We start from the raw sequence: 22,445 nt of genomic DNA, 5'->3' as shown, positions 1-22,445 counted from the left end.
TCAGGCCTGCACTTTTTCCAGTAGCTCGCGGATATTATTGAGCAACAACTCTTCCTGGTAGGGCTTGCCCATGTACTTGTCCACACCGATATTGAACGCGCGCTCCCGGTGCTTTTCACCGGTACGCGAGGTGATCATGATGATCGGAATATCCTGCAAGCGGGTGCTGCTGCGCATGTTACTGGCCACTTCAAAGCCATCCATACGCGGCATTTCGATATCCAGCAGCATGACGTCGGGAATGTGATCCTGCAGCGTCAGCAGCGCCTCCGCCCCGTCTTTGGCGGTGATCACGCGATAACCTTCGCGCTCCAGGAAGCGACCGGTCACCTTGCGCACGGTCACCGAGTCGTCCACCACCATCACGGTTTTCTCGTTGGAGGCATCGCGCTGCGAATCGCGCATGACCGGCTCGAGCAGCGTCGCCGAGGGCATGCCCAGCGCCAGTTTTTCGCGGATGAGGGCGTGCGGGTCGAGAATCACCACCACGCTGCCATCACCCATGACGGTGGCACCGGAAACGCCGCTCACCGCACTGAACTGGACCCCGAGGGTTTTTACCACGATCTCACTGCTGCCCAGCAGTCGGTCCACCTGCACGGCCACGGTATTCTCCGCGCTGCGCACCAGTACCACCGGCAGCGGCAGGGACTGGCTGTCGAGTTTCGGGCGGGCTTCGCTGTCGAGCATGGAGCCCAGGTAGCGGACCTGATATTGCTCCCCGGCGTATTCGAAGCGGGCGTCTTCGTCCTGGTAGTAGTGCTCCAGCTCGAAGGGACTGACCCGCACGATGCCCTCAATGGTGTTGAGGGGAATCGCGTAGTAATCGTCGCGGATCTGGATCATCAGGGCGCGGTTGACCGACACGGTAAAGGGCAGCCGGACAATGAATTCAGAACCTTTGCCTGCATCGGAGTTGATGAACATGGCGCCGCCGAGCTGTTTGATCTCGGAGTGCACCACGTCCATACCCACGCCGCGCCCGGAAATCTGGGTGACCTTGTCGGCGGTACTGAAGCCGGCGTGGAGGATGAACTGCATGATGTCCCGATCGCTCAATTGCGCGTCTTCGGTCATGAGGCCACGTTCGACCGCCTTGGCCCGGACCCGCTCGAGATTGATGCCGCGACCGTCGTCCACCAGGCGCAGCATCACCTCACCGCCTTCGCGCGCCAGGCTGAGCATGATACGACCAGCCCGGGGCTTGCCCAGCTGCTCGCGCTCATCGGCCGGCTCGATGCCGTGGTCCACGGCGTTGCGCAGCATATGCTCCAGCGGCGCGACCATGCGCTCCAGTACCGAGCGGTCCAGTTCGCCCTCGACGTTATCCAGCTCGAAGTCGACTTCTTTACCCAGTTCGGTGGCCGCCTGGCGCACGATGCGCCGCAGGCGCGGGACCAGGCGCGAGAAGGGCACCATGCGCGAACGCATCAGCCCTTCCTGCAGGTCGGTGTTGATGCGCGACTGTTGCAGCAACAGGGTTTCGGTATCGCGGTTTTTGTCCGAGAGGGTGTTTTTCAGATCCAGCAGATCCGAGGCGGACTCCATCAGGGAGCGGGACAGCTGCTGCAACTGGGAGTAGCGGTCCATCTCCAGAGGGTCGAATTCCTCGTGGGCTTCCATCTGTTCCTGCCGGAACAGCACCTGGGCCTCGGTCTCGATATCCAGCCGGCGCAGCTGTTCCTGCAGGCGGACAATGGTGGAGTCCATCTCGTCGATGGCCATCCCCAGGTCACCCACCTGTTCTTCAATCCGGCCGCGGGCAATGGAGGTTTCACCGGCCAGGTTGACCAGCTCTTCGAGCAGTTCGGCCGAGACCCGCACCACTTCCTGCGGGCCCGAGCGGCGCGCGGCCAAGTGCTGGACCTGGGCGCCGCCACCACCGCCACCCGTGGCACTGACGGACCCGCCGCCGGGCGGAGGCGCGGGAGCGGTCGTGGCCGCCGTGCCGGGCTTGGCTTTGGGCGCGAAGGGCACCACATTGGCTTCACCGCGCGGCGTCTGCATGGAGCCCTGACTCGCCGAGGGCGGCGGGGTGGCGGAGGCCGGCTCGGCCGGCGGCGTGGGTGCGCCGGGCTCGGGGGCTTCGCCTGCCATCTGTTTCTGGACGCGAGCCACACCGGTATGAATTTTGTCCTGATAGTCCGTCAGCCGCTGGAAGAAGGCGCGGTCGATGGTGTCGCGCTCGCTCATCCCGATCAGGAGGGCCTCAAAGTCGTGCGCCAGGTCGCCCACGTCGGTAATGCCCGAGAGTCGGGCGCCGCCTTTGAGCGTGTGCAGTGAGCGCTTCAGATCTTCCGGGTATTCGGGGTTGCTCCAGTCGTCCTGCCAGTCATTGAGGGCGCGATCGATGTCTTCCATCAGATCTTCCGCCTCCTCCAAGAAGATTTCGACAATTTCTTCGTCGACATCGTCTTCATCTTCCGCCGCGCCGAAGGGCTCGGTGGCGCCAGCAAAGGCGTCGGTCGGTGACTCACTCGCAGCGGGCGGTTCGGTCGCGGCAGGCGGGTGCTCTTCTTCCGCTACGGGCTCTTTGTCCGCTGAGGGCTCTTCTTCAGCTGAGGGCTCTTCATCCGCTGAGGGCACTGCGGTCAGCTGGGCGAGCAGTTGATCGAGCGGCTCCTGCACGGCGGCGGGGGCCGGTTCCAGGCTCTGCCCGACGGCGACCGCGTCCACCAGATCCAGCAGCGCCATGTGCGCGTCGGTCAGGGTCTTGCACAGCGCGTCCTGGTCGGTCAGCTGGCCGGCCATGATGCCGCTGTAGACTTGTTGAAGTTTGTCACCCAGCTCCGCCATGGGAGGCAGGTTGGCATGACGGGCGCCGTTGGTCAGGGTGGCGAGCTCGGTCTGCAATGGCTGCAGTGGCGTGAGGTCATCGGGCTGTTGGCGCCAGCGTTCGAGAATCTCGTCGGCGTCCAGCAGCAGGTTCATTTCCTCGGCCATGAAGATGGCGAGCAGCTCGGGGTCGATGGCTTTCTGACCTTTCGACTCCGCCTCCTGTTGGCGGGCGAGCGGTGCCACAAATATTTCGCGCAGCTCATTCACCCGGGCGAGGAACTGTCCGAGGCGGGGAATTTCCACGTCCTGGCCCTGCTCAATATCCACCAGGGCATGGGTGGTGTAGTCCACCGCATCGCGCAACAACTGCAGAATATCTTCGTTGATATCGACCTGGTAGGTACGCAGCTCTTTGACGAAGCGCTCCAGGGGGGTCGCCAGTTCGGCAATGGGCGTGATGTTCGCCATGTGCGCGCTGCCCTTGAGCGTGTGCAGGGCCCGCTGGGTGGCATCGCTCGGAGGGGTGAACAGTGGCGCGGCCTCCTCCATGTCGCGAATGTACTGGTCCACCACCTGCAGGTGGGTCAGGGCTTCCACCCCGAAAATTTCCCACAACTGCCCGTCGCGGTCGTCTTCATCGCTGTCGGTGCTGACCTCTTCCCGGTCTTTCGATTCAGCGTGCTGATCGCCATCGAGTAATTCGCTGTAAGGGTCGGTCGCCGAAGCGCTCTCGGCGAGCTCGGTTTCAGGGCTCTGGTCTTCGCCCGGAAGCGGACCCGGCGCTTCGCCTTTTGCCAGGGCCGTGGCGTAGGCGGCGTAGGCTTCCGCCAACTCGAGGTGGGGGTTGGGCTGCTGGGTGCGGAAGGCTTCGATCATGTCGGGCAAAAGGCCGCGGACTTTTTCAATCACCGCCACATGGTCCCGACCCGGTTCCACGGTGCCGTCAATGACACGGTTGAGCATGTTCTCAATCGACCAGGCCAGCTCGCCGATGTCGGTGGCCCCCACCATGCGGCCGCTACCCTTCAGGGTGTGAAAGGCGCGCCTGAATTCGGTAAGGGATTCCTGGTCGGCGAAGTTCTGCGCCCAGCGCGGGAAGTATTCGTCAATGGCTTCGCTGACTTCACCGGCCTCTTCGACAAAGATCTCCAGAATTTCTTCATCGATTTCGTCTTCGTCGTCCTGTCCGGATTCCGCCGCAGGCTCTGACTCGGCTTCTGAGTCTGGAGTTGAATCCGGCTCAGTGGCGTCGGTGGTGTCCTCGGCGTCAGCCGCTGCCACTTCCGCCGCCAGGCTTTCAACGGAGTAGTCTTCCTCGTCGGGCGCGTCCGCGACCGGAGCCTGATCATCTACCCCTTCATACCCGCTCTCCTGTCCAAAGGCTTCTTGCGCTTCGGCCTCCGGTGTATCGGTCTCCTCGACATCGGCCGTAGGCAGGGCGTCGGTATCGGCGTGATCGGTTGCCGATGCTTCATCAAACAGGGTCTCACTGTCCCGGGGTTCGGCTTCTGCAAAAGCCGACTCGTAGGCGGCACTGAGCAGAATGCTCTCTTCATCGTCCTTGTCGGTGGACGGAGCTTCGGCTTTCGCGGCGTCAGCCGCCGCTTTCAGAGTATCGGGCCGCGGTGTTTTGGCCACCGCATACCCCAACTGGGACACGCTGTCTTCGGCAACGCCGAGCAACAGCTCGTTCTCCTCGGCGTGCTCACTGTTGAAGCGCTCCAGATAATATTCAACGCTGGTGATGGCATCGGCCAGGGTGTCGAGCCGCGACCACTCGGGGGTAGCGTCACTTTCCAGCAGCTGTTCTTCAATATAGCGGGCGCAGGCGCCAATAATGCGGCCCGGACGGGCCAGGGGGATAATATCCAGCCCGCCGCGAATTTCCCGCAAGGTGGCGGGGACCGAATGCAGGTGCGAGCGGTCCCACTGGGAGGCGATGTATTCGACGATGGCGTCTTTGGCCTGCTCGAGCCCACTGCGGGATTCGCGCAGGACCGACTCCTGTGCCCGGCTCAGATTCAGATCCACCGGGTCGTGCTGGGCATCGCCGCTGCGCCCGGCCGTGGCGGCGAGGGTATCCAGACGGTTCTCGATATCCAGCACTTTACCCGCGAGCGCCATCAGTTCGTCGTCGTCCATCTCGCGCTCGGCGTTGACCACCAGCTCCAGTGCGGCGCCCTGCTCGAGAACCTGTTTGCGCAGATCCCCAATGCCAAGCACGGCCATGGTGTCGGCCACGCGCTTGATCACCGGCAGCGCTTCTTCCAGCGCCTGCTGGCGGTCCATGTCAGACAGCGAGACATCCAGAGCCCGTTTGACGGCATCGAGCTCGCCTTTGAGCGCGGTCACCACCGAATTCATGGCCTCGGCGTCGGGCGCCGAGAGCATGTCCTGGGCTTCGCTGCCTTCCTCGTCACTCTCGCGCCCCTCGGGCAAAGCCCGCTCCAGCTCATAGCGCTCGTACACCCGCTGCAAGTGTGAGTCGCTGGCGAAGCCGGGGGTGTGTTTGCCCGAGCGTGCCACGTAGTAGAGCAGGTTTTTGATCAGCTGATCGTCGGTGTAACTGTCCAGCGCTTTGATGCCGTGCACCACCAGCTCTTTGAGCTCTCGGTCCAACTGACGTAAGAGATTTTTAATCGACACACTGGATTCGATGGCATCCATTTCCAGCGCTTCGGCCAGTGCCAGACAGATGTGCCACAGGGGCTGCCGCGCGGTGCCGCGTGTGAGCTTGTGCATCCGCTCAAACACTTTTTTGAGGTAGGCCAGGTTTTCATCCGGGTTGACGCCACGGATGAAACCGGCGGCGGCGTACTGGTACATCTGCCGCAGTTTGCGCACCGTGTCTTTGAACTGGGACTCGTTGCCCAGCATCGCCAGACGCTCACCTTCCACCCGGTGGGCCGGCGCCAGGTAGGGGCTGAACAGTTTGGTTTCGGTAAGCAGGCTTTCACCGCGCACCGCGCGCAGGTCATTGAGCAGCGGCAGAACAATAATCGGGTTATCGCGCCGGGTATTTTTGACTTTCTCCAGGTAGACCGGAAATTGCAGGATGGCCCGCATCAACACTTCCTGGGCCTCCTGGGTGTTGGCCACGGAGTCCTTGATCATGTCCTGGGCAAGCGCTTCCATTTCCTCGGCCATCATGGCCGCCCCGTAAAACTCCACCATCTGCAGGCTACCGTGCACCTGGTGAATATGGGTCAGGCAGAAGCGCAGACGCGCCTCGTCTTTGGGGTTTTCGACGAACGCCTCGAGCGCGTCGCGCGCCTCTTTCAAGGTGTCGATGATTTCGTGGACAACCCAGTCAAGGGCAGCAAAATTACGGCTGTCTGACATGCGGAGCATTCCTCATTGTTCTTGTCGCTCGTCGCGGATGTAGGCCTGAACCTCGGTTCCCATGGCGCGGCGCAGGCTCGGGTGTTCCCAGTCTGCAGCCTCGCCCAGACCGATAATCAAAACGCCACCGGGCTTGAGCCGATCCGCAAAGGCGTTGAGTATGTCCCGCCGCAGCCAGCGACGGAAATAGACCAGAAGATTCTGACAGAAGATCACATCCATTTTGACCAGGGGCATGGAATTGATCCGGGTAACATTACCCTGACTGAAGCAGACCCGGTCGCGCAGCTTTTCCGCCACGACGAAGCGCTCATCATCGGTGCGCTTGAAGTAGCGGCTGATTTCGTCCGGGTAGAGGGGCTCGAGCTTGCGTTTGGCATAGTCGGCGGTGCGCGCCTGCTCCAGAGCCGATTGGCTGATATCCGTACCGGTAATACCGTAGTAGGGATCGAGTGCGGCCAGCTCAAAGCAATCGTTGGCCACCATGGCCAGGGAGTAGGGCTCCTCACCACTGGCGCAACCGACACTCCAGATATCGAAGCTTTTGTCGAGTTTGCGATTGTTGATCCGGTTTTGCAGATAGCGGCGCACGTATTCCAGCGAGGGACGGTGGCGGAAAAAACTGGTTTCCTTGACCGTCAACCGGTCCACCAGAACCGACCATTCCATCAGGCCCGGGAGACCATCGGTAACCTGCTCAAAATACTGGTTGTAGTCGCTACAGCCGAGTTCACGCATACGCCTCGCCACCTGCGATTGCAGCAGCGTCTTTTGCTGACTCGACAATTGTATGCCCGTCCGCTCCTCCAGCAGTTTGCTCCACTGAACAAACTGATGATCGGACAAGTCGGACGGCGCCTGCAGGGACCACACCATAGGGGTTCTCTAAACCTTTTTGCCGGGGCCCGATGCACTCAAGGCCGCCGGCGTTCCCAATACCGGTTTACACCAGCTCGCGATCAGAGCGCTTGCTGGAGCCGCGGCCGTCAGAGTCTTCTTCGTCCTCTTCCGGCAGCACTTCGTCATCCAGATCAATGATATCCGAGTCGTCCAGATCATCACTGTCCACTGAGGCGTAGCGCTCGTAGTCGGACTCCGACTCTTCACCCAGGTCGAGGTCGCTTCCCGCACCGGGGCCCGACTCATCATCCGACGGGGAGTAGCCCGAATATTGAGCGCTGGCGATCTGCTCGGCCGCCTCGGCCTCTTCTTCGGGAAGCTTGAAGCCGGCGACGGACTCGCGCAGATCCAACGCCATTTCCGCCAGATTACCAATGGACTGGGCGGTGGCGCCGGTACCGGCGGAGGTCTGAGTGGTAATTTCCTGAATCACGTTCATGGTGTTGGAAATGTGACCGGCGGACGACGCCTGCTGGCGGGCCGCGTTCGAGATGTTCTGGATCAACTCGGCGAGGTTGTTGGATACCGTTTCAATCTCTTCCAGCGCGACACCCGCATCCTGTGCCAGGCGCGCCCCGCGAACCACTTCAGAGGTGGTCTGCTCCATCGAGATAACCGCCTCGTTGGTATCGTTCTGAATGGTTTTTACCAGAGCCTCAATCTGTTTGGTCGCACCGGCGGAACGTTCCGCCAGGCGCTGCACCTCATCCGCAACCACCGCAAAGCCGCGGCCCGCGTCACCGGCCATGGAGGCCTGGATCGCCGCATTAAGAGCGAGGATGTTGGTCTGGTCGGCAATATCGTTAATCAGACTTACGATGTCGCCAATTTCCTGCGAGGACTCACCCAGACGTTTGATCCGCTTGGAGGTGTCCTGAATCTGCTCGCGAATGGTATCCATGCCGTGGATGGTGTTCTGCACCACCTTGGCGCCGTTGGTCGCGATGGATACCGCTCGTTCTGCTACCGCGGCCGATTCGGAGGCGTTGGCCGATACCTGGTCAATGGTCACGGCCATTTCATTCACGGCTGCCGAGGCGCCGGCGATTTCCTGGGCCTGGTGCTCGGAGGCTTCGGCCAGGTGCAGTGCGGTCTGCTGGGTTTCCTGAGCCGCCGCCGATACGTTCACCGCTGTCTCGTTAATGCGCGCGACCAGCACCCGCAGTTGGTCAATGGTGAAGTTGATGGAGTCGGCGATGGCACCGGTAAAGTCCTCGGTCACTGTGGCGGTGGTAGTCAAGTCACCATCGGCCAGATCGGCCAGTTCGTCCAGCAGTCGCAGAATCGCGTTCTGGTTGCGCTCGTTGGTTTCGGCCGTCTCCAGCAGGCGACGGCGGGTACCGCGGTACAACAGCATACCAATGCCGGCAATGGACAGAACCGCCGCGACCGCCAATGCCAGAATATGCATGTTGTTGGGCGTGCGCACCGAGGCCTGGGCGTCAATTTTATCGGAAATATCGGACAGCGCTTCGAGCAGCGCCGGGGTGTCATCAAGAAGTGCTTCGTTGGCCTGCAGGGCATCGAGCAAGGCGGGCGAGCCTTCAAAGATCTCCTGAACGGAGCTGTTAACAAAATCGAACAACTCGGCGATTTCGGCCAGGCTCTCCTGCGCTTCCTCGTCGGTGATCTGGCTGATACGCATGGCCTCGTCACCTTCCTGCATGGCACTCAGCACACGGCCGTAGATGCTGGCATCGAGGTTGAACTGATCGGCTGCGCGCTGGGCGTCGGCGTCACCACGCAACATTTTATCCACGTTCCGTCCGATGCGCTCGGCGCGCCAGCTCTGCATCTGCGCCTGGGAGACCTGTTCGGCCGGGGCGTCACTCTCGAGCAGAATCTCGACAATGTTGTTGTGCTCAGCCTGCAATTCCGGCAGAGAGTCGTTCAGGGTGCGACCGACTTCGTTCAGAAAGACAATCGTGTCCCGGTTGTCCAGGATCGTATTGGCATTGTCCTGTACTTCGCTCCAGACCTGGTTGTAGTCAGCGAACTCCTGATTCAACTCGGAGCGAGTGGTGGGGTCACTGGAGCGCAGCGAGCTCCAGGTGCTCTCCATGGTGCCCACCACCGTGTCGAGCTCCTCAAAGGCCGCTTCGTCACCCTCAATCGCCTCCCGGGAGAGAGCGGTCAGGCGGTAGGCCTGGGCTCGCAGTTCAGCCGTCTGCTGCAGGTACTGCTGGTCTCGCTCCAGCCCTTCCTGCACCATTACATAAGTAATGGGGATCAACACGAGGAAGCCCACTAGCAAGACCACCAGAACGACCATCGCCGGGTTGGCCCGGACGTTGGTAAACAAGTTTCTGGAATCGGATTTCATGTATGCACTCCTGAAAATGACGTAACGTCTTATTGTTGTTCCTGCCCGTTAATAAAATAACCTGCCGGACTTTCACGTCCCAGACAAGCCATGCTGGCCGCTAGCCTTTGGCGGCATTGATGAAACGCGGATCCTGCGCCAGCAACGCCGGGCGGAATACCGTCCAGCGCTGTCCGTCCTGCTCGTAACTGCCGGCGGTGTAGGGCTGGATATTGGCATCCACCGGACCCGCTTCCTCCTGAAATTCGTCGGTGGGAAAGTGCTGCATGCCAAACACCTGGTCTACCATCAATCCGCTGTAGAGCGACTCGGTCTCCAGGATCAGCACACGCCGCTGCTTGCGCCCGGCGGTCAACTGCCCACCAAAGAAGGCCGCCATATCAAACACCGGCAGCAGGCGGCCACGAACGTTCGCCACCCCTTTCACCCAGGTCTGCACGCCCGGGAGGTGGGTGAAAGGCGGCACTTCAAGCATCTCGGAGACTTCCCCCAACGGGACCGCAAAGCGCTGTCCCATCAGCATGAAGCCGATGCCGCTCCAGTAGGGGCGGATATCCAGCTGGGCAGGCAGACCCCGGGCCGCCGACCGACTGCGCTCGGCCAGCTCCACCAGGGATTTGAATGCCGTCTGGGAATCAGACATATCGACCGCCTATTTGAAAATCATCGGGCACAGACTCAACCTCTACTGGGTCACTTGAGCCACTTTGACGATGGCGGCATTGAGGGTCTCGGCCGTGACCGGCTTGACCAGAAAATCTTTCGCACCCTGACGCATGCCCCAGACCCGGTCGGTCTGCTGGTCTTTGGTGGTCACGATGATGACCGGGATATGGGCCGTTTCCGGTGACTTGCTCAACTGGCGGGTCGCCTGGAAACCATTGAGTCCGGGCATCACGATATCCATCAACACCACATCGGGGAGCTCTTTTTTGGCCAGGGCAATACCATCTTCGCCGGTTTCGGCCGTCAGCGCCTCATGGCCCTGTTTTTCCAGCATGGAGCTGAGTTTATAGATTTCGGTCGGTGAATCGTCGATGATTAATACTCTGGCCATAAATACCCCAAGAACAATGAGTCAATGAAAATCCGGTGGATCAGAATGAAAGTCGGCGGCGAAGTGGGACTGAGTCCGACACTCTTAAACGTGTGTAATGCAGGACCTTTTTACCCGGTTTTGTCCGTATCTGACGCTCAGGAGGCCTCAGCCTGCTTTACGTGGGCCTCAATGGCGCCCAACAGCTCGCTCTTACTGAACGGCTTGGTCAAATACTGATCGGAACCGACGATGCGGCCCTTGGCCTTGTCAAACAGCCCGTCTTTGCTGGACAGCATGATGACCGGTGTGCGCTTGAAGTCGCTGTTGTTTTTAATGAGCGCACAGGTCTGATAGCCGTCGAGACGGGGCATCATGATGTCGACAAAGATGATGTCCGGGCGGGTATCGGCAATCTTGGCCAGCGCGTCAAAGCCGTCGGTCGCGGTGACCACGGTGCAACCGGCCTTTTTCAACAGGGTTTCGGCGGTGCGACGAATGGTCTTGCTATCGTCAATCACCATCACTTTAAGGCTTTCCAAACTAACGTCCATAAATACCGACCTTCGCCTTTTCCGCACCGTTGTGATTGTGATGCTACTTTAGCCCAGCACAACAATGCGTTTTTGTTATATTCGCTGCCAGCTTTGTGACGGGTATCACATTTTTAGGATTAAACCCTCAAAAATGGCGTCTGATCCAGCAACAGCACACATTACCCCAACTTTTAACACAGTTTTTAAGGTAGATCTATAAGCATTTGAATATATAAGAATTTCGTTAGTGTTCTGCTTTTGTTATGCCCTGCTATTATGGGGCCAACTCCGGCGATCAACACTTGCGTAAATCGCTTCCAAGCCTTAACTTTAGCGCGCATAGCCGCAGGCGGCAACTCACCCTTTCCTTTCGCGACCCGGGCCGAATTCTATGAGCATCTCTGTTGGCGTCATCATGGACCCCATAGCCGATATCACCTTCTACAAGGACACCAGCCTGGCGCTACTGCTGGCCGCTCAGGAGCGGGGTTGGGAGCTGCACTACATGGAACAGAGCGACCTCTACCTTGACCGGGGTGAAGCGCGCGCCTCTACCCGCCCGCTGCGGGTTGCCGATGACGAAGCCGACTGGTACGCCCTGGGGCCCCGCCAGGACCGGCGCCTGTCCGAGCTGAACGTGCTGCTGATGCGCAAAGACCCGCCCTTTGACAGCGAGTTCACCTACAGCACCTACATTCTGGAAGCGGCCCAGCGCGAGGGCTCGCTGGTGGTCAACGACCCCCAGAGTCTGCGCGACTGCAACGAGAAGATCTTTGCCACCCAGTTCCCCCAGTGCTGCCCGCCGCTTCTGGTCAGCCGCGACCCGGCGCGCCTGCGCGCCTTTCACCGGGAGCACAAAGATGTCATTTTCAAGCCGCTCAACGGCATGGGCGGCAGCAGCATTTTCCATTGCCGGGAGGATGACCCCAATGTCAGCGTGATTCTGGAAACTCTGACCGATTTCGGCACTCAGATGGTCATGGTTCAGCGCTACATCCCCGAAATCAAGCAGGGGGACAAGCGCATTCTGATGGTCGATGGCGAGGCGGTGCCCTACAGCCTGGCGCGCATTCCCGCCAGCGGCGAGACCCGCGGCAATCTGGCCGCGGGCGGGCGCGGCGTGGCCCAGCCGCTGACCGACCGGGACCGCTGGATCGTCGAGCAGGTCGCCCCCACCCTCAAGCGCAAGGGGCTCATTTTTGTCGGACTGGATGTGATCGGCGACTATCTGACAGAAATCAACGTGACCAGCCCCACCTGCGTACGCGAGATCGACAAGGCGCAGGACACCCGAATCGGCGCCCGCCTGATGGATGCCATTGAACGACACCTGGCGAAGCAATGACCGAACAGAACACCACCGAAAACACCCCGCCCAACGCACCGGTCGATACCGGTGACCGGCTCAGTTTTACCCTGTTCCTGGCGCTGGCGGTCCACGCCCTGCTGGTGTTCGGTGTGTCTTTCACCCTGCCCGACCCCGGACAGGCGGCCCCGACGCTGGATGTGACCCTCGCCAGCCACCGCGAAAACCGCGAGCCGGACGAGGCCGACTATCTGGCACAACACAACCAGCAGGCGAGCGGCACCGAGGAAGAGGCGCGCCAACTGACCACCGAGCGCGAGGCCGAATTTGCCGATACCCAGGTGCGGGACATCAACCCCAGCCCCCAGGTCCAGGCCACCACCCCCAAGGAGCGCCAGGAGCGGACGCTGATCGCCACCACCGGCGAGAGCGAGCGCAAAACCACCGAGGAGCTGGAGCCCGAAGACCAGGAGGAACAGCAAAAGCGGGAGGGGCTGGTGGAGGAGCAACCGCTGCTCAGCCAGGAAATCGCCAGCCTCCAGGCCAAGCTCGACCGCCAGCGGCAGGAATACGCCAAGCGCCCCCGTATCCGCCGGCTGACCTCAGTGGCCACCCGCTCCTCGTTCGAGGCCGAGTACCTGCACAACTGGGGCCAGAAGATCGAGCGCACCGGCAATCGCCATTACCCCAAAGAGGCGCTCAACCGGCGCATCACCGGGAGCCTGCGGCTCTCGGTGGCGATCAACCCGGACGGCACCATCCACGAGGTGGACATTCTGCAGTCCTCCGGTCAGGCGATCCTGGACCAGGCCGCCGTGCAGATTGTGCACCTGTCGGCTCCATTCAACAGTTTCCCCCGGGAAATCCGCAAGGAGTACGACCGGCTGGAAATCATCCGGACCTGGAATTTCGAAATTGCCGGACTGTCGACGAGCGTCAAGTAAGCGTTGAGTGAGTAAGCGTTGAGTGAGTACCGAGCTGAACCCGCTGCACAAAATTTTCGGACAGCGCTTGTTTTCCGCCGCCATTCCCCCAATACTTCAGGTATGAATGAACCTATTTTTTCCCAAGACAAAACCGACCTCAGCAACGCTGACAGCCTGCGTGATCATTTTCTGATCGCCATGCCCGGCATGCAGGACCCCTCGTTTGCGCACAGTATTACCTACATCTGTGACCACAGCGACTCGGGCGCCATGGGCATCGTGCTGAACAACACCATGCCCCTGACCCTCGGGGACATTTTCCAGCAGCTCGAGCTGGAAGACACCCAGAATATGGGCGAGCAATCCGTTCTCAACGGCGGTCCCGTCCAGGTCGAACGCGGCTTTGTGCTGCACAACGACACCAGCCGCTGGCAGTCCACCCTGCCCATTGCCGATGATCTGAGCATGACCGCCTCGCGCGACATTCTCGAAGCGCTGGCCGCCGGCCAGGGCCCGGCCAATTGCCTGGTCGCGCTCGGCTACGCCGGCTGGGAAGCGGGGCAGCTGGAAGAAGAGATTGCCGCCAACGCCTGGCTCACCATGCCGGCCGACCGGCACATCCTGTTTCACACTCCGGCGGAACAGCGCTGGGCAGCGGCCGCCAATCATCTGGGGTTCGACCTGAATCTGATCTCCGCCACCGCTGGCCACGCTTAGCGTAAGGGTCTACCAGGTGCAACTGCTCGCCTTTGACTACGGGCTGAAAAACATCGGCGTGGCCACCGGCCAGACGCTGACCGGCACCGCCTCACCGCAGGCACCGCTGCGCGCCCGCGACGGCATCCCCGACTGGGCCGAAATTGAGACGCTGCTGCGCGACTGGCGCCCGGAGAGGGTGCTGGTGGGACTGCCACTGAATATGGACGGTACCGAGAGCGAGCTCTCGGCGCGGGCGCGCAAGTTTGCCAACCGGCTGCACGGGCGTTTTGGCCTACCGGTGGAGATGGTGGACGAGCGCCTGTCCAGCTTTGAGGCCAAAGGCGAAGTGATGGCGCGCGGCGGCTCGCGCGACTACGGTAAAAACCCCGTGGACTCCATCGCCGCGCGCATTATTGTTGAGACCTACCTGGGCAGCCTGTAGTTACCTAAAACACCCTTCCGCTGTCCTTGCCCTCGTCGTCACCTTCAATCGACAGCTCATCCGCCGCATTGGACAGATAGGCGGCATCGGTCTCGGAACCGAGCTTGATCATCAGGCGCAGGTCGTTGGGCGAGTCGGCGTAACTCAGCGCATCTTCGTAGGTGATTTCGCCACCGTCGTACAGCTCGTACAGGGCCTGATCAAAGGTCTGCATACCCAGTTCGCCGGATTTTTTCATCAACTCTTTCAGCTCACTGACGTTGCCCTTGCGGATCAGATCCGAGGCCAGCGGCGTATTGAGCAGCACTTCCAGGCAGGCCCGACGCCCCTGGCCATCCGGGGTGGGAATCAGTTGCTGGGCCACAATGCCGCGCAGGTTCAGCGACAGGTCCATCCACAGCTGCCGGTGCCGGTCCGCCGGGAAGAAGTGGATGATCCGGTCCAGCGCCTGGTTGGCGTTGTTGGCGTGCAGGGTTGCCAGACAGAGGTGGCCGGTTTCGGCGAAGGCGATGGCGTGCTCCATGGTCTCCCGGGTGCGCACCTCACCGATCAGGATCACATCGGGCGCCTGGCGCAGGGTATTTTTCAGTGCGGTTTCAAACGAGTCGGTATCGATCCCCACTTCCCGCTGGGTAATGATGCAGCCCTGATGCTGGTGAATGAATTCGATGGGGTCCTCGATGGAGATGATGTGGCCTTTGCTGTTGCGGTTGCGGTGGCCGATCATCGAGGCCAGTGAGGTGGACTTACCGGTACCGGTGGCGCCCACAAACAGGATCAGGCCGCGCTTGGTCATGGCCAGATCCTTGATCACATCCGGCAGGCCCAGATCGTCAATTTCGGGGATGGTGGTCTCGATGCGGCGCAGCACCATGCCCGCCAGGTTGCGCTGGTAAAAGGCACTGGCACGAAAACGGCCAATGCCCCGGGCGCTGATGGCAAAGTTCAGTTCTTTGTTGTCGAGAAATTCGCGCCGCTGCTTTTCGTTCATCACCCCCAGTACCACTTCACGCGCCTTTTCCGGCGGCAGTGGCGAGGTGGTGGCGGGCACGATTTTGCCATTGACCTTGATCGAGGGCGGCACGCCCGCGGTGATGAAAAGATCCGAGGCTCCTTTCTCGACCATGAGCGATAAAAGGCGATCGAAATCCATAGTAATATCCGCTGGTTAAGTGGTTGTTCGGTGAAACTCAAGTGCTGGGCTCGGAATTCATTCTTTGGCACAGAGCCTTGCGGGCCAACCCCTTTCCGGGACCGTCGAAGGCATGGATGCCGACGTCGAGCTTACAGGGATGTATTCACAGCGTGTCCCGGAAAGGGGTTGGCCCGCAAGGCGACCAGATCTGAACTCCCACACCAGGTTAAAAGTTATCGGGCATCTTGGCTTTTTCGCGCGCGACTTCGCGCAGGATCACCCGCCGTGCCACCAGGTCGGCCAGGCACTGGTCCATGGTCTGCATGCCCAGTGAGGCGCCGGTCTGAATGGCCGAGTACATCTGCGCCACCTTGTCTTCGCGAATCAGGTTGCGGATGGCCGAGGTGCCGCGCATGATCTCGTGCGCGGCCACCCGTCCGCCGCCGTTCTTTTTCATCAGTGTCTGGGAGACCACCGCCTCCAGCGACTCGGACAGCATGGAGCGGACCATGGACTTTTCATTGGCCGGGAACACGTCCACCACCCGGTCGATGGTTTTCGCCGCCGAGGTGGTGTGCAGGGTGCCAAACACCAGGTGACCGGTTTCCGCCGCGGTCAGTGCCAGGCGGATGGTTTCCAGGTCACGCAGCTCGCCCACCAGGATGATGTCCGGGTCTTCGCGCAGCGCGGAGCGCAGCGCTTCGGAGAAGCCGTGGGTGTCGCGGTGCACTTCGCGCTGGTTCACCAGGCATTTTTTACTTTCGTGCACAAATTCGATGGGGTCCTCAATCGTCAGGACGTGCTCGTATTTGCTGTCGTTGATGAAATCGATCATCGCCGCCAGGGTGGTGGACTTGCCCGAGCCGGTGGGCCCGGTCACCAGTACCAGCCCGCGCGGGACGCTGCAGATATCGCGAAACACCTGGCCCATGCCCAGCTCTTCCATGGTCAGCACTTTGGAGGGAATGGTACGGAATACCGCGCCGGCGCCCCGGTTCTGGTTGAAGGCGTTGACCCGGAAGCGGGCCACCCCGGGAACCTCAAACGAAAAGTCGGTTTCCAGAAACTCCTCGAAGTCCTTGCGTTGCTTGTCATTCATAATCTCGTAGATCAAACTATGCACCTGCTTGTGCTCCATCGGCGGCAAATTGATGCGCCGGACGTCGCCGTCTACCCGAATCATCGGCGGCAGACCCGCGGAGAGGTGCAAATCTGAAGCGCCCTGTTTGGCGCTGAAGGCCAGGAGTTCCGTAATATCCATACTGCTACCTTACTTTTCTTTGAGTGGTGTTAGCTGTCGCTCGCGGCGCCTTTTTCGGCTGTTATCTTACCGCCACAGCATGCCCTGAACCGGGACAGATATGCAAAAGATAGACGAGAAGCTCAACAATGTCACCGCCCGTGTTCGCACCGCAGCCGAAAAGGCCGGGCGGGACCCGGCGCAGGTGGCTCTGATCGCGGTCAGCAAAACCCGGCCGGCCGAGGCGCTGGAGCAGGCCTATCGGGCGGGACAGCGGCGTTTTGGCGAGAACTACCTGCAGGAGGCGCTGGACAAGCAGGCGGCCCTGGCCCATCTGCCCGACCTGGAGTGGCATTTTATCGGTCCCATACAGTCGAACAAGACCCGGGCCATTGCCGAACATTTTGCCTGGGTGCACAGCGTCGACCGGGAAAAAATCGCCCGGCGCCTGAGTGACCAGCGCCCGGCCTCCGAGCCACCCCTGCAGATCTGTCTGCAGGTCAACCTGGACGATGAACCGAGCAAGGCCGGCATCAGCCTCGAACAACTACCCGAGCTGGCCCGGGCCGTCAACGAGATGCCGGCCGTGACGCTGCGCGGGCTGATGGCCATCCCGGCGCCCCAGACCGACTTCAACGACCAACGCGCCAGCTTCGCCCGTTTGCGTGAGGCGATGGAGTCGCTCAACGCCCGGGGCCTGACCCTCGACACCCTGTCCATGGGCATGTCCGCCGACCTGGAGGCGGCCGTGGCGGAGGGGGCCACCCAGGTGCGCGTCGGCACGGATATTTTCGGCCCCAGAGAGCCGGCGCAACCGTGATCAACCGGGCCCGTTAGGGCATACTATGGCGGACTCGAAACGCCCAGCAGGCAACCGAACACGACCAACAACAGGATTGACCATGACCGAAAGCGCCCAATACCCCCGCCTCGCCTTCATCGGTGCGGGCAACATGGCACGCAGTATTATTGGCGGCCTGCTTCAGGAGGGCTACCCCGCCGAGCGGATCAGCGCCAGCGACCGGGCGGCCGACACGCTCGAGCAGATGGCCACAGACTTCGGCATCAACACCGGGGAGAACCAAGCGATCGCCCGAGCGGCGGAGGTGGTGGTACTGGCGGTCAAGCCCCAGGTATTGCGGGGTGTGGCCGAAGACCTGCGCCCGGCGCTCGAACACAAGCCCCTGATCATGTCCATCGCCGCCGGCATCGATGGCGCCAGCCTGAGCCAGTGGCTGGGAGAGGATCAGGCCATCGTGCGTTGCATGCCCAACACCCCGTCGCTGGTCAAAACCGGTGCCAGCGGCCTCTACGCCAACGCTCATACCAGTGCCGAGCAGCGGGCGGCGGCCGAACAGATCATGAGTGCCGTCGGCCTGGTTCAGTGGCTGGACAATGAGGACCTGATCAACGCCGTGACCGCGGTGTCGGGCTCGGGGCCGGCCTACTTCTTCCTGGTGATGGAGGCGATGATTGACGCCGGAGTGGATCTGGGCCTGGAGCGCGAAGCGGCCACCGAGCTGACATTGCAGACGGCCCTGGGGGCGGCGCGCCTGGCCCAGAGCAGCGAGGTGGGCGTGGACGAGCTGCGTCGGCGCGTCATGTCGCCCGGCGGCACCACCGAGGTGGCGATCCAGTCCTTTGAACAGGACCAGCTGCGCGCGACTTTCAAGCGCGCCATGGACGCCTGTGCCCAACGCTCCGTCACACTGTCGCGCGAACTGGCGCAATAGAGCGCTCAACGACTTTACGCTAGAGGAATCAACGCCATGTCTACCTCCGCCGAAATCGGCATTTACGTCATCCGCACCCTGGGCACCATGTATCTGATGCTGGTGCTATTGCGCTTTCTGTTCCAGCTGGTGCGGGCCGATTTTTACAACCCCATCTCCCAGTTTATCGCCAAGGCCACCAACCCCCTGTTGATGCCGCTGCGCAAAGTGATTCCCGGTTTTTTCGGGATCGACTTTGCCTCCCTGTTCCTGGCGCTGCTGGTCCAGTGGATACTGATTCAACTCTTACTGGTGATCGCCGGGCTGGGCTTTCTCAACCCGCTCTACACCGTTGCCTGGGCGGCCGTGGGCCTGGTGTCGATGACGCTGACCATCCTGTTCTGGTGTCTGATCATTTCCATCGTCGCCAGCTGGGTGGCACCGTTCAGCCAGAATCCGGCCCTGTTGCTCGTGCGGCAACTGGTCGCTCCGGTCATGGCGCCCTTTCAGAAACTGATCCCCCCGATGGGCGGAATCGATATCACTCCGATATTCGCCTTCATGGTCCTGCATATTTTCAATGGCTACCTGGTCCCGGAGCTCGCCCGGTCCGTGGGCATGCCCGGCGGTCTGCTTCTGGGCCTTTGAGCCGTTCCCCCTCTTTTTTCGTCGCGCTAGAATCAGCTGGCGCGACGCTCGGGCACGACCGTCTGTCTGCGTCAGCGCCCGCTGGGGCAAAAAGGCATTGGCCCAGTCCCCACTGTCGGTGTCCAATGGTGCACCAAAATGCGGCACCAAAGCCCATCAGAATAAAATCCGACAGGCCGACTTATGGATACCCGAGCGCTGTACCACCAGATGACCCAGTACCACCAGTGGCGCCAGAAACTGAACCGGCGCCTGGGCGGCTTTGAGCAGTGGATACAGGATCACGGCTTTGTCAGCGATGAGGTGCGCCAGTGCCTGAAAGGCGCCCGCCAACTGCTGGATAACGACAGCTTCACTCTGGTGTGCGTGGGCGAGTTCTCCCGCGGCAAGACCGAGTTGATCAACGCCCTGCTGATGGGCGATCAACCGCAGCGCATTCTGCCTTCCCAGCCCGGGCGTACCACCATGTGCCCCACCGAAATTTACTGCGATCCCAAGTACCCCAACTGCGTACGCCTGCTGCCCATTGAGACCCGGCGCAGTCGAGTCAGCCTGCAGAGCTTCAAACGGATTCCCCAGAACTGGGTCACAGTGCCCTTCGACCCCGAATCGCCCGATCAGATGCGGGCGGCATTGGGGCAGGTCTGCGCCAGCCGCTGGGTCACACCCGAGGAGGCGCAGGCGCTCGGCTTTGATGCCGAAGCCCGGGGCGAGCGCGATCACGAAGGCCGGGTGACTGTGCCCAACTGGCGCCACGCGCTGATCAGCCTGGATCATCCCCTGCTGCGCCGGGGGCTGCGTATCATCGACACACCGGGGCTCAATGCCCTGGGCAATGAGCCGGAGCTGACACTTAAGGTCCTGCCCCAGGCCCAGGCCATCATTTTCCTGCTGGCCGCCGACGCCGGCGTCACCGCCAGCGACCTGACCCTCTGGCGGGACCACATCCAGGACCTGACCCGCAGTCGCGGCACGGCGGTGTTGACCCTGCTCAACAAGGTGGACAGTCTCTGGGATGACCTCTACGCCCCGGAGCAGACCCGGCAGATGATCCAGACGCTGTGTCAGCAGACCGCCCGACAGCTGGAGCTGGATAACGCCCAGGTATTGCCTCTGTCGGCCAAGCACGCGCTTCTGGCACGCGCGCGGCGACAGGAGGACAACTGGGAGAAGAGCGGTTTTCCGCAGCTGGAACAGGCACTGGCGCACACGGTCGAGCGCAACCGCAAACAGCTGGAAGAACACCGCCAGATTGTAGACAGCCAGGCCATGATCACCAACGTGCATCAGAGCCTGGAGCGCCATCTGTCCGATGCCGAAGAAGAACTGCAACTGGTGCGCGCCAGCACCGAAAAAGACAACAGCGAACTGATCCGGGAACTGCGCGAAACCATCCGCACCAGCCATCGCCAGTACCACAAACAGGCCCTGTCGCTGCGCACCAGCCAGATGCTGCTGGAAAAACAGAGACCGGCCCTGACCCAGGCCATTCACATGTCGCGACTGCAGAGCGAAATCGAGGCCACCCGCCGGCGCCTGGGTCTGAGCTGGACCACGGTGGGTCTGTCGCGCGTGATGGCCGAGCTGTTCGACTGGCTCGACAGTCAGATGAGCCACCTGGAGCGGGAAGTGGAGCGCGCCAACCGCGTATTGAGCTCCATTTATCAACGCCCGGAACACGGAGCGGACCAGTCGCAGTCGCTCCAGCAGCATCTGCTTGATATCGGGGCGGAGCGTCGCCAGTTACGCCAGCTGCAACAGCGCGCCGACCAGTTTCGGGCATCCCTGAACAGCGTTCTGAGCCTGAAACCCGTTCTGATCGAGCGCTTCATCGGCACTCTTGTGAGCGAGGCGCGCGAGCTCTGGCAGCAACTGAACCGCCAGGTGGACGACTGGCTGGCCCAGGGGCTGGCGCCGCTGTTCCATCAGAACCAGTATCAGCGCCAACTGCTGGAGCATCGTATGCTGCGCCTCACGCGTATGCAGACCCAGCAACAGAGTCACACCGAGCAGGTCCGCGCGCTGCGCGTGAACATCAATGAAGTGCAGCTGGCGCTGGAGCAGCTGCACCCCCTGGTGTGGCCTCTGCCACCAGTGCCCGAACCCGAACAGCCGGCCCCGGAGCAGAGCGAAAGAGCCGCGGTGGTCTCTCTGGACGCGGTCCGCGAGGCGCAGCTGGCCCAATAAGCGAACCGCCGGCGCTTGCAGCCGGGGCGGCGCAACTTTAGACTTGCCGCTTTATTACGAGCGCAGGACCGAGACCGCCCATGCCCGAAACCCTACCCAACGACTCAGTCGGCCTGGTCACCCCCCAGGTGATGGCATTCACTGAGCCGCTGACGCTGGCCTGCGGAACCACGCTCGAGCGCCACGAACTGGTGTACGAAACCTACGGCGAGCTCAATGCCGACAAATCCAACGCGGTACTGATCTGTCACGCCCTGTCCGGCGACCACCACGCCGCCGGTTTTCACAGCATGGACGATCGCAAACCCGGCTGGTGGGACAACTACATCGGCCCGGGCAAAGCGATCGATACCAATCGCTTCTTTGTGGTCTGCCCCAACAACCTCGGTGGCTGCAGTGGCTCCACCGGCCCGCGCAGCACCAAACCCGACACCGGAAAACCCTGGGGTCCGGACTTCCCGATGCTGCGCGTGCGCGACTGGGTCGAGAGCCAGGCACGCCTGGCCGACGCTCTGGGCATCAACTGCTGGGCCGCCGTGGTAGGGGGAAGCCTCGGGGGCATGCAGGTCATGCGCTGGGCATTGGAGCACCCCGAGCGCCTGCGCCACGCCGTGGTGATCGCCTCGGCCATGAAGCTCAGCGCCCAGAATATCGCTTTCAACGAAACCGCGCGCCAGGCCATCATGTCCGACCCCAATTTTGAAGGGGGTCGCTATCTGGAGAAGGGCACCCTGCCCAAAAGCGGACTGGCGGTCGCGCGCATGATCGGGCACATCACCTACCTGTCCGATTACGCCATGGGGCAGAAATTCGGGCGCGAACTGCGCAGCGGCAGCTTCCTGCGCGGCCAGTACGATCCGGTCGAGTTTCAGGTGGAAAGCTACCTGCGCTACCAGGGCGACAACTTCGCCAACAACTTCGATGCCAACAGCTACATTCTGATTACCCGCGCGCTGGATTACTTCGATCTGGCGCGCGAATACGACCACGACCCGGTGGAGGCCTTCCGCCACGCCCGCTGCCGGTTTTATGTGGTCTCGTTCAGCAGCGACTGGCGCTTTGCCCCGAACCGCTCGCGAGAAATCGTGGACGCGCTGCTCGGCGCCCAGCAGCCGGTGACCTACACGGCCATCGATTCACCCTACGGTCACGACGCCTTCCTGTTGCCCAGCGACCGGTACCGGGAAGCCTTTACCCGTTACATGGCCGGCGTGGCCCGGGAGGTGAACGCATGA

General features: G+C 61.6%; 17 protein-coding genes. 9 read left to right on the top strand and 8 right to left on the bottom strand.

Annotation, left to right across the window (positions count from 1 at the left end):
* From AAE484_RS14845 to pilG, 6 genes are all read right to left on the bottom strand, one after another.
* Complete coding sequence (locus AAE484_RS14845; protein ID WP_341939205.1) at window positions 1-6,120, bottom strand: hybrid sensor histidine kinase/response regulator; 6,120 nt, start codon at window positions 6,118-6,120, stop codon at window positions 1-3.
* Between the two features lie 12 nt (window positions 6,121-6,132).
* Window positions 6,133-6,996: a CheR family methyltransferase gene (locus AAE484_RS14840; RefSeq protein ID WP_341939204.1), complete on the bottom strand. Its 864-nt coding sequence runs from the start codon at window positions 6,994-6,996 to the stop codon at window positions 6,133-6,135.
* Between the two features lie 67 nt (window positions 6,997-7,063).
* The gene (locus AAE484_RS14835; RefSeq protein WP_341939203.1) at window positions 7,064-9,343 is read right to left on the bottom strand and encodes a methyl-accepting chemotaxis protein; all 2,280 of its coding nucleotides are present in this window, start codon (window positions 9,341-9,343) and stop codon (window positions 7,064-7,066) included.
* A 100-nt stretch (window positions 9,344-9,443) separates the two neighbouring features.
* Window positions 9,444-9,986: a chemotaxis protein CheW gene (locus AAE484_RS14830; RefSeq protein WP_341939202.1), complete on the bottom strand. Its 543-nt coding sequence runs from the start codon at window positions 9,984-9,986 to the stop codon at window positions 9,444-9,446.
* Between the two features lie 42 nt (window positions 9,987-10,028).
* Window positions 10,029-10,400 (bottom strand): twitching motility response regulator PilH, encoded by a 372-nt coding sequence (pilH, locus tag AAE484_RS14825; RefSeq protein WP_341939201.1) that lies wholly within the window; start codon window positions 10,398-10,400, stop codon window positions 10,029-10,031.
* Window positions 10,401-10,537: 137 nt separating this feature from the next.
* Window positions 10,538-10,933, bottom strand: a complete 396-nt coding sequence (pilG, locus tag AAE484_RS14820) for a twitching motility response regulator PilG (RefSeq protein ID WP_024461427.1) — start codon at window positions 10,931-10,933, stop codon at window positions 10,538-10,540.
* A 373-nt stretch (window positions 10,934-11,306) separates the two neighbouring features.
* Between pilG and gshB the strand changes: the two genes are divergently transcribed.
* From gshB to ruvX, 4 genes are all read left to right on the top strand, one after another.
* Window positions 11,307-12,260, top strand: coding sequence for a glutathione synthase (gene gshB / locus AAE484_RS14815; RefSeq protein ID WP_341939200.1), 954 nt, complete (start codon window positions 11,307-11,309; stop codon window positions 12,258-12,260).
* Window positions 12,257-13,165: an energy transducer TonB gene (locus AAE484_RS14810; protein ID WP_341939199.1), complete on the top strand. Its 909-nt coding sequence runs from the start codon at window positions 12,257-12,259 to the stop codon at window positions 13,163-13,165. Before gshB ends, AAE484_RS14810 begins: the two co-directional genes overlap by 4 nt.
* Window positions 13,166-13,267: 102 nt before the next feature.
* Entirely contained in the window at window positions 13,268-13,864 is a 597-nt protein-coding gene (locus AAE484_RS14805) for a YqgE/AlgH family protein (RefSeq protein WP_341939198.1), read from the top strand.
* A 16-nt stretch (window positions 13,865-13,880) separates the two neighbouring features.
* Entirely contained in the window at window positions 13,881-14,288 is a 408-nt protein-coding gene (gene ruvX, locus AAE484_RS14800) for a Holliday junction resolvase RuvX (protein ID WP_341939197.1), read from the top strand.
* A gap of 4 nt (window positions 14,289-14,292) precedes the next feature.
* Here ruvX and AAE484_RS14795 read toward each other — a convergent pair whose 3' ends face one another.
* Both AAE484_RS14795 and AAE484_RS14790 read right to left on the bottom strand, forming a co-directional pair.
* A complete protein-coding gene (locus AAE484_RS14795; RefSeq protein ID WP_341939195.1) occupies window positions 14,293-15,441 on the bottom strand; it encodes a PilT/PilU family type 4a pilus ATPase in 1,149 nt (382 codons plus the stop codon).
* Between the two features lie 208 nt (window positions 15,442-15,649).
* Complete coding sequence (locus AAE484_RS14790; RefSeq protein ID WP_341939194.1) at window positions 15,650-16,684, bottom strand: type IV pilus twitching motility protein PilT; 1,035 nt, start codon at window positions 16,682-16,684, stop codon at window positions 15,650-15,652.
* A gap of 100 nt (window positions 16,685-16,784) precedes the next feature.
* Here AAE484_RS14790 and AAE484_RS14785 point away from each other — a divergent pair, with 100 nt between their 5' ends.
* From AAE484_RS14785 to metX, 5 genes are all read left to right on the top strand, one after another.
* Window positions 16,785-17,483, top strand: coding sequence for a YggS family pyridoxal phosphate-dependent enzyme (locus tag AAE484_RS14785; protein WP_341939193.1), 699 nt, complete (start codon window positions 16,785-16,787; stop codon window positions 17,481-17,483).
* An 82-nt stretch (window positions 17,484-17,565) separates the two neighbouring features.
* Window positions 17,566-18,396 carry a pyrroline-5-carboxylate reductase gene (gene proC, locus AAE484_RS14780; protein ID WP_341939192.1) on the top strand — a complete coding sequence of 277 codons (831 nt, stop codon included), beginning with the start codon at window positions 17,566-17,568 and terminating at the stop codon, window positions 18,394-18,396.
* Window positions 18,397-18,432: 36 nt separating this feature from the next.
* Complete coding sequence (locus AAE484_RS14775) at window positions 18,433-19,023, top strand: YggT family protein (RefSeq protein WP_341939191.1); 591 nt, start codon at window positions 18,433-18,435, stop codon at window positions 19,021-19,023.
* A gap of 183 nt (window positions 19,024-19,206) precedes the next feature.
* Entirely contained in the window at window positions 19,207-21,210 is a 2,004-nt protein-coding gene (locus tag AAE484_RS14770; RefSeq protein ID WP_341939190.1) for a dynamin family protein, read from the top strand.
* Window positions 21,211-21,290: 80 nt separating this feature from the next.
* Window positions 21,291-22,445 carry a homoserine O-succinyltransferase MetX gene (metX, locus tag AAE484_RS14765; RefSeq protein WP_341939189.1) on the top strand — a complete coding sequence of 385 codons (1,155 nt, stop codon included), beginning with the start codon at window positions 21,291-21,293 and terminating at the stop codon, window positions 22,443-22,445.

The organism is Marinimicrobium sp. C2-29 (assembly GCF_038419845.1).
GTDB lineage: Bacteria > Pseudomonadota > Gammaproteobacteria > Pseudomonadales > Cellvibrionaceae > Marinimicrobium.
The sequence above is the reverse complement of the archived record's forward strand: the minus strand, read 5'-3'. Positions and strand labels throughout refer to the sequence as shown.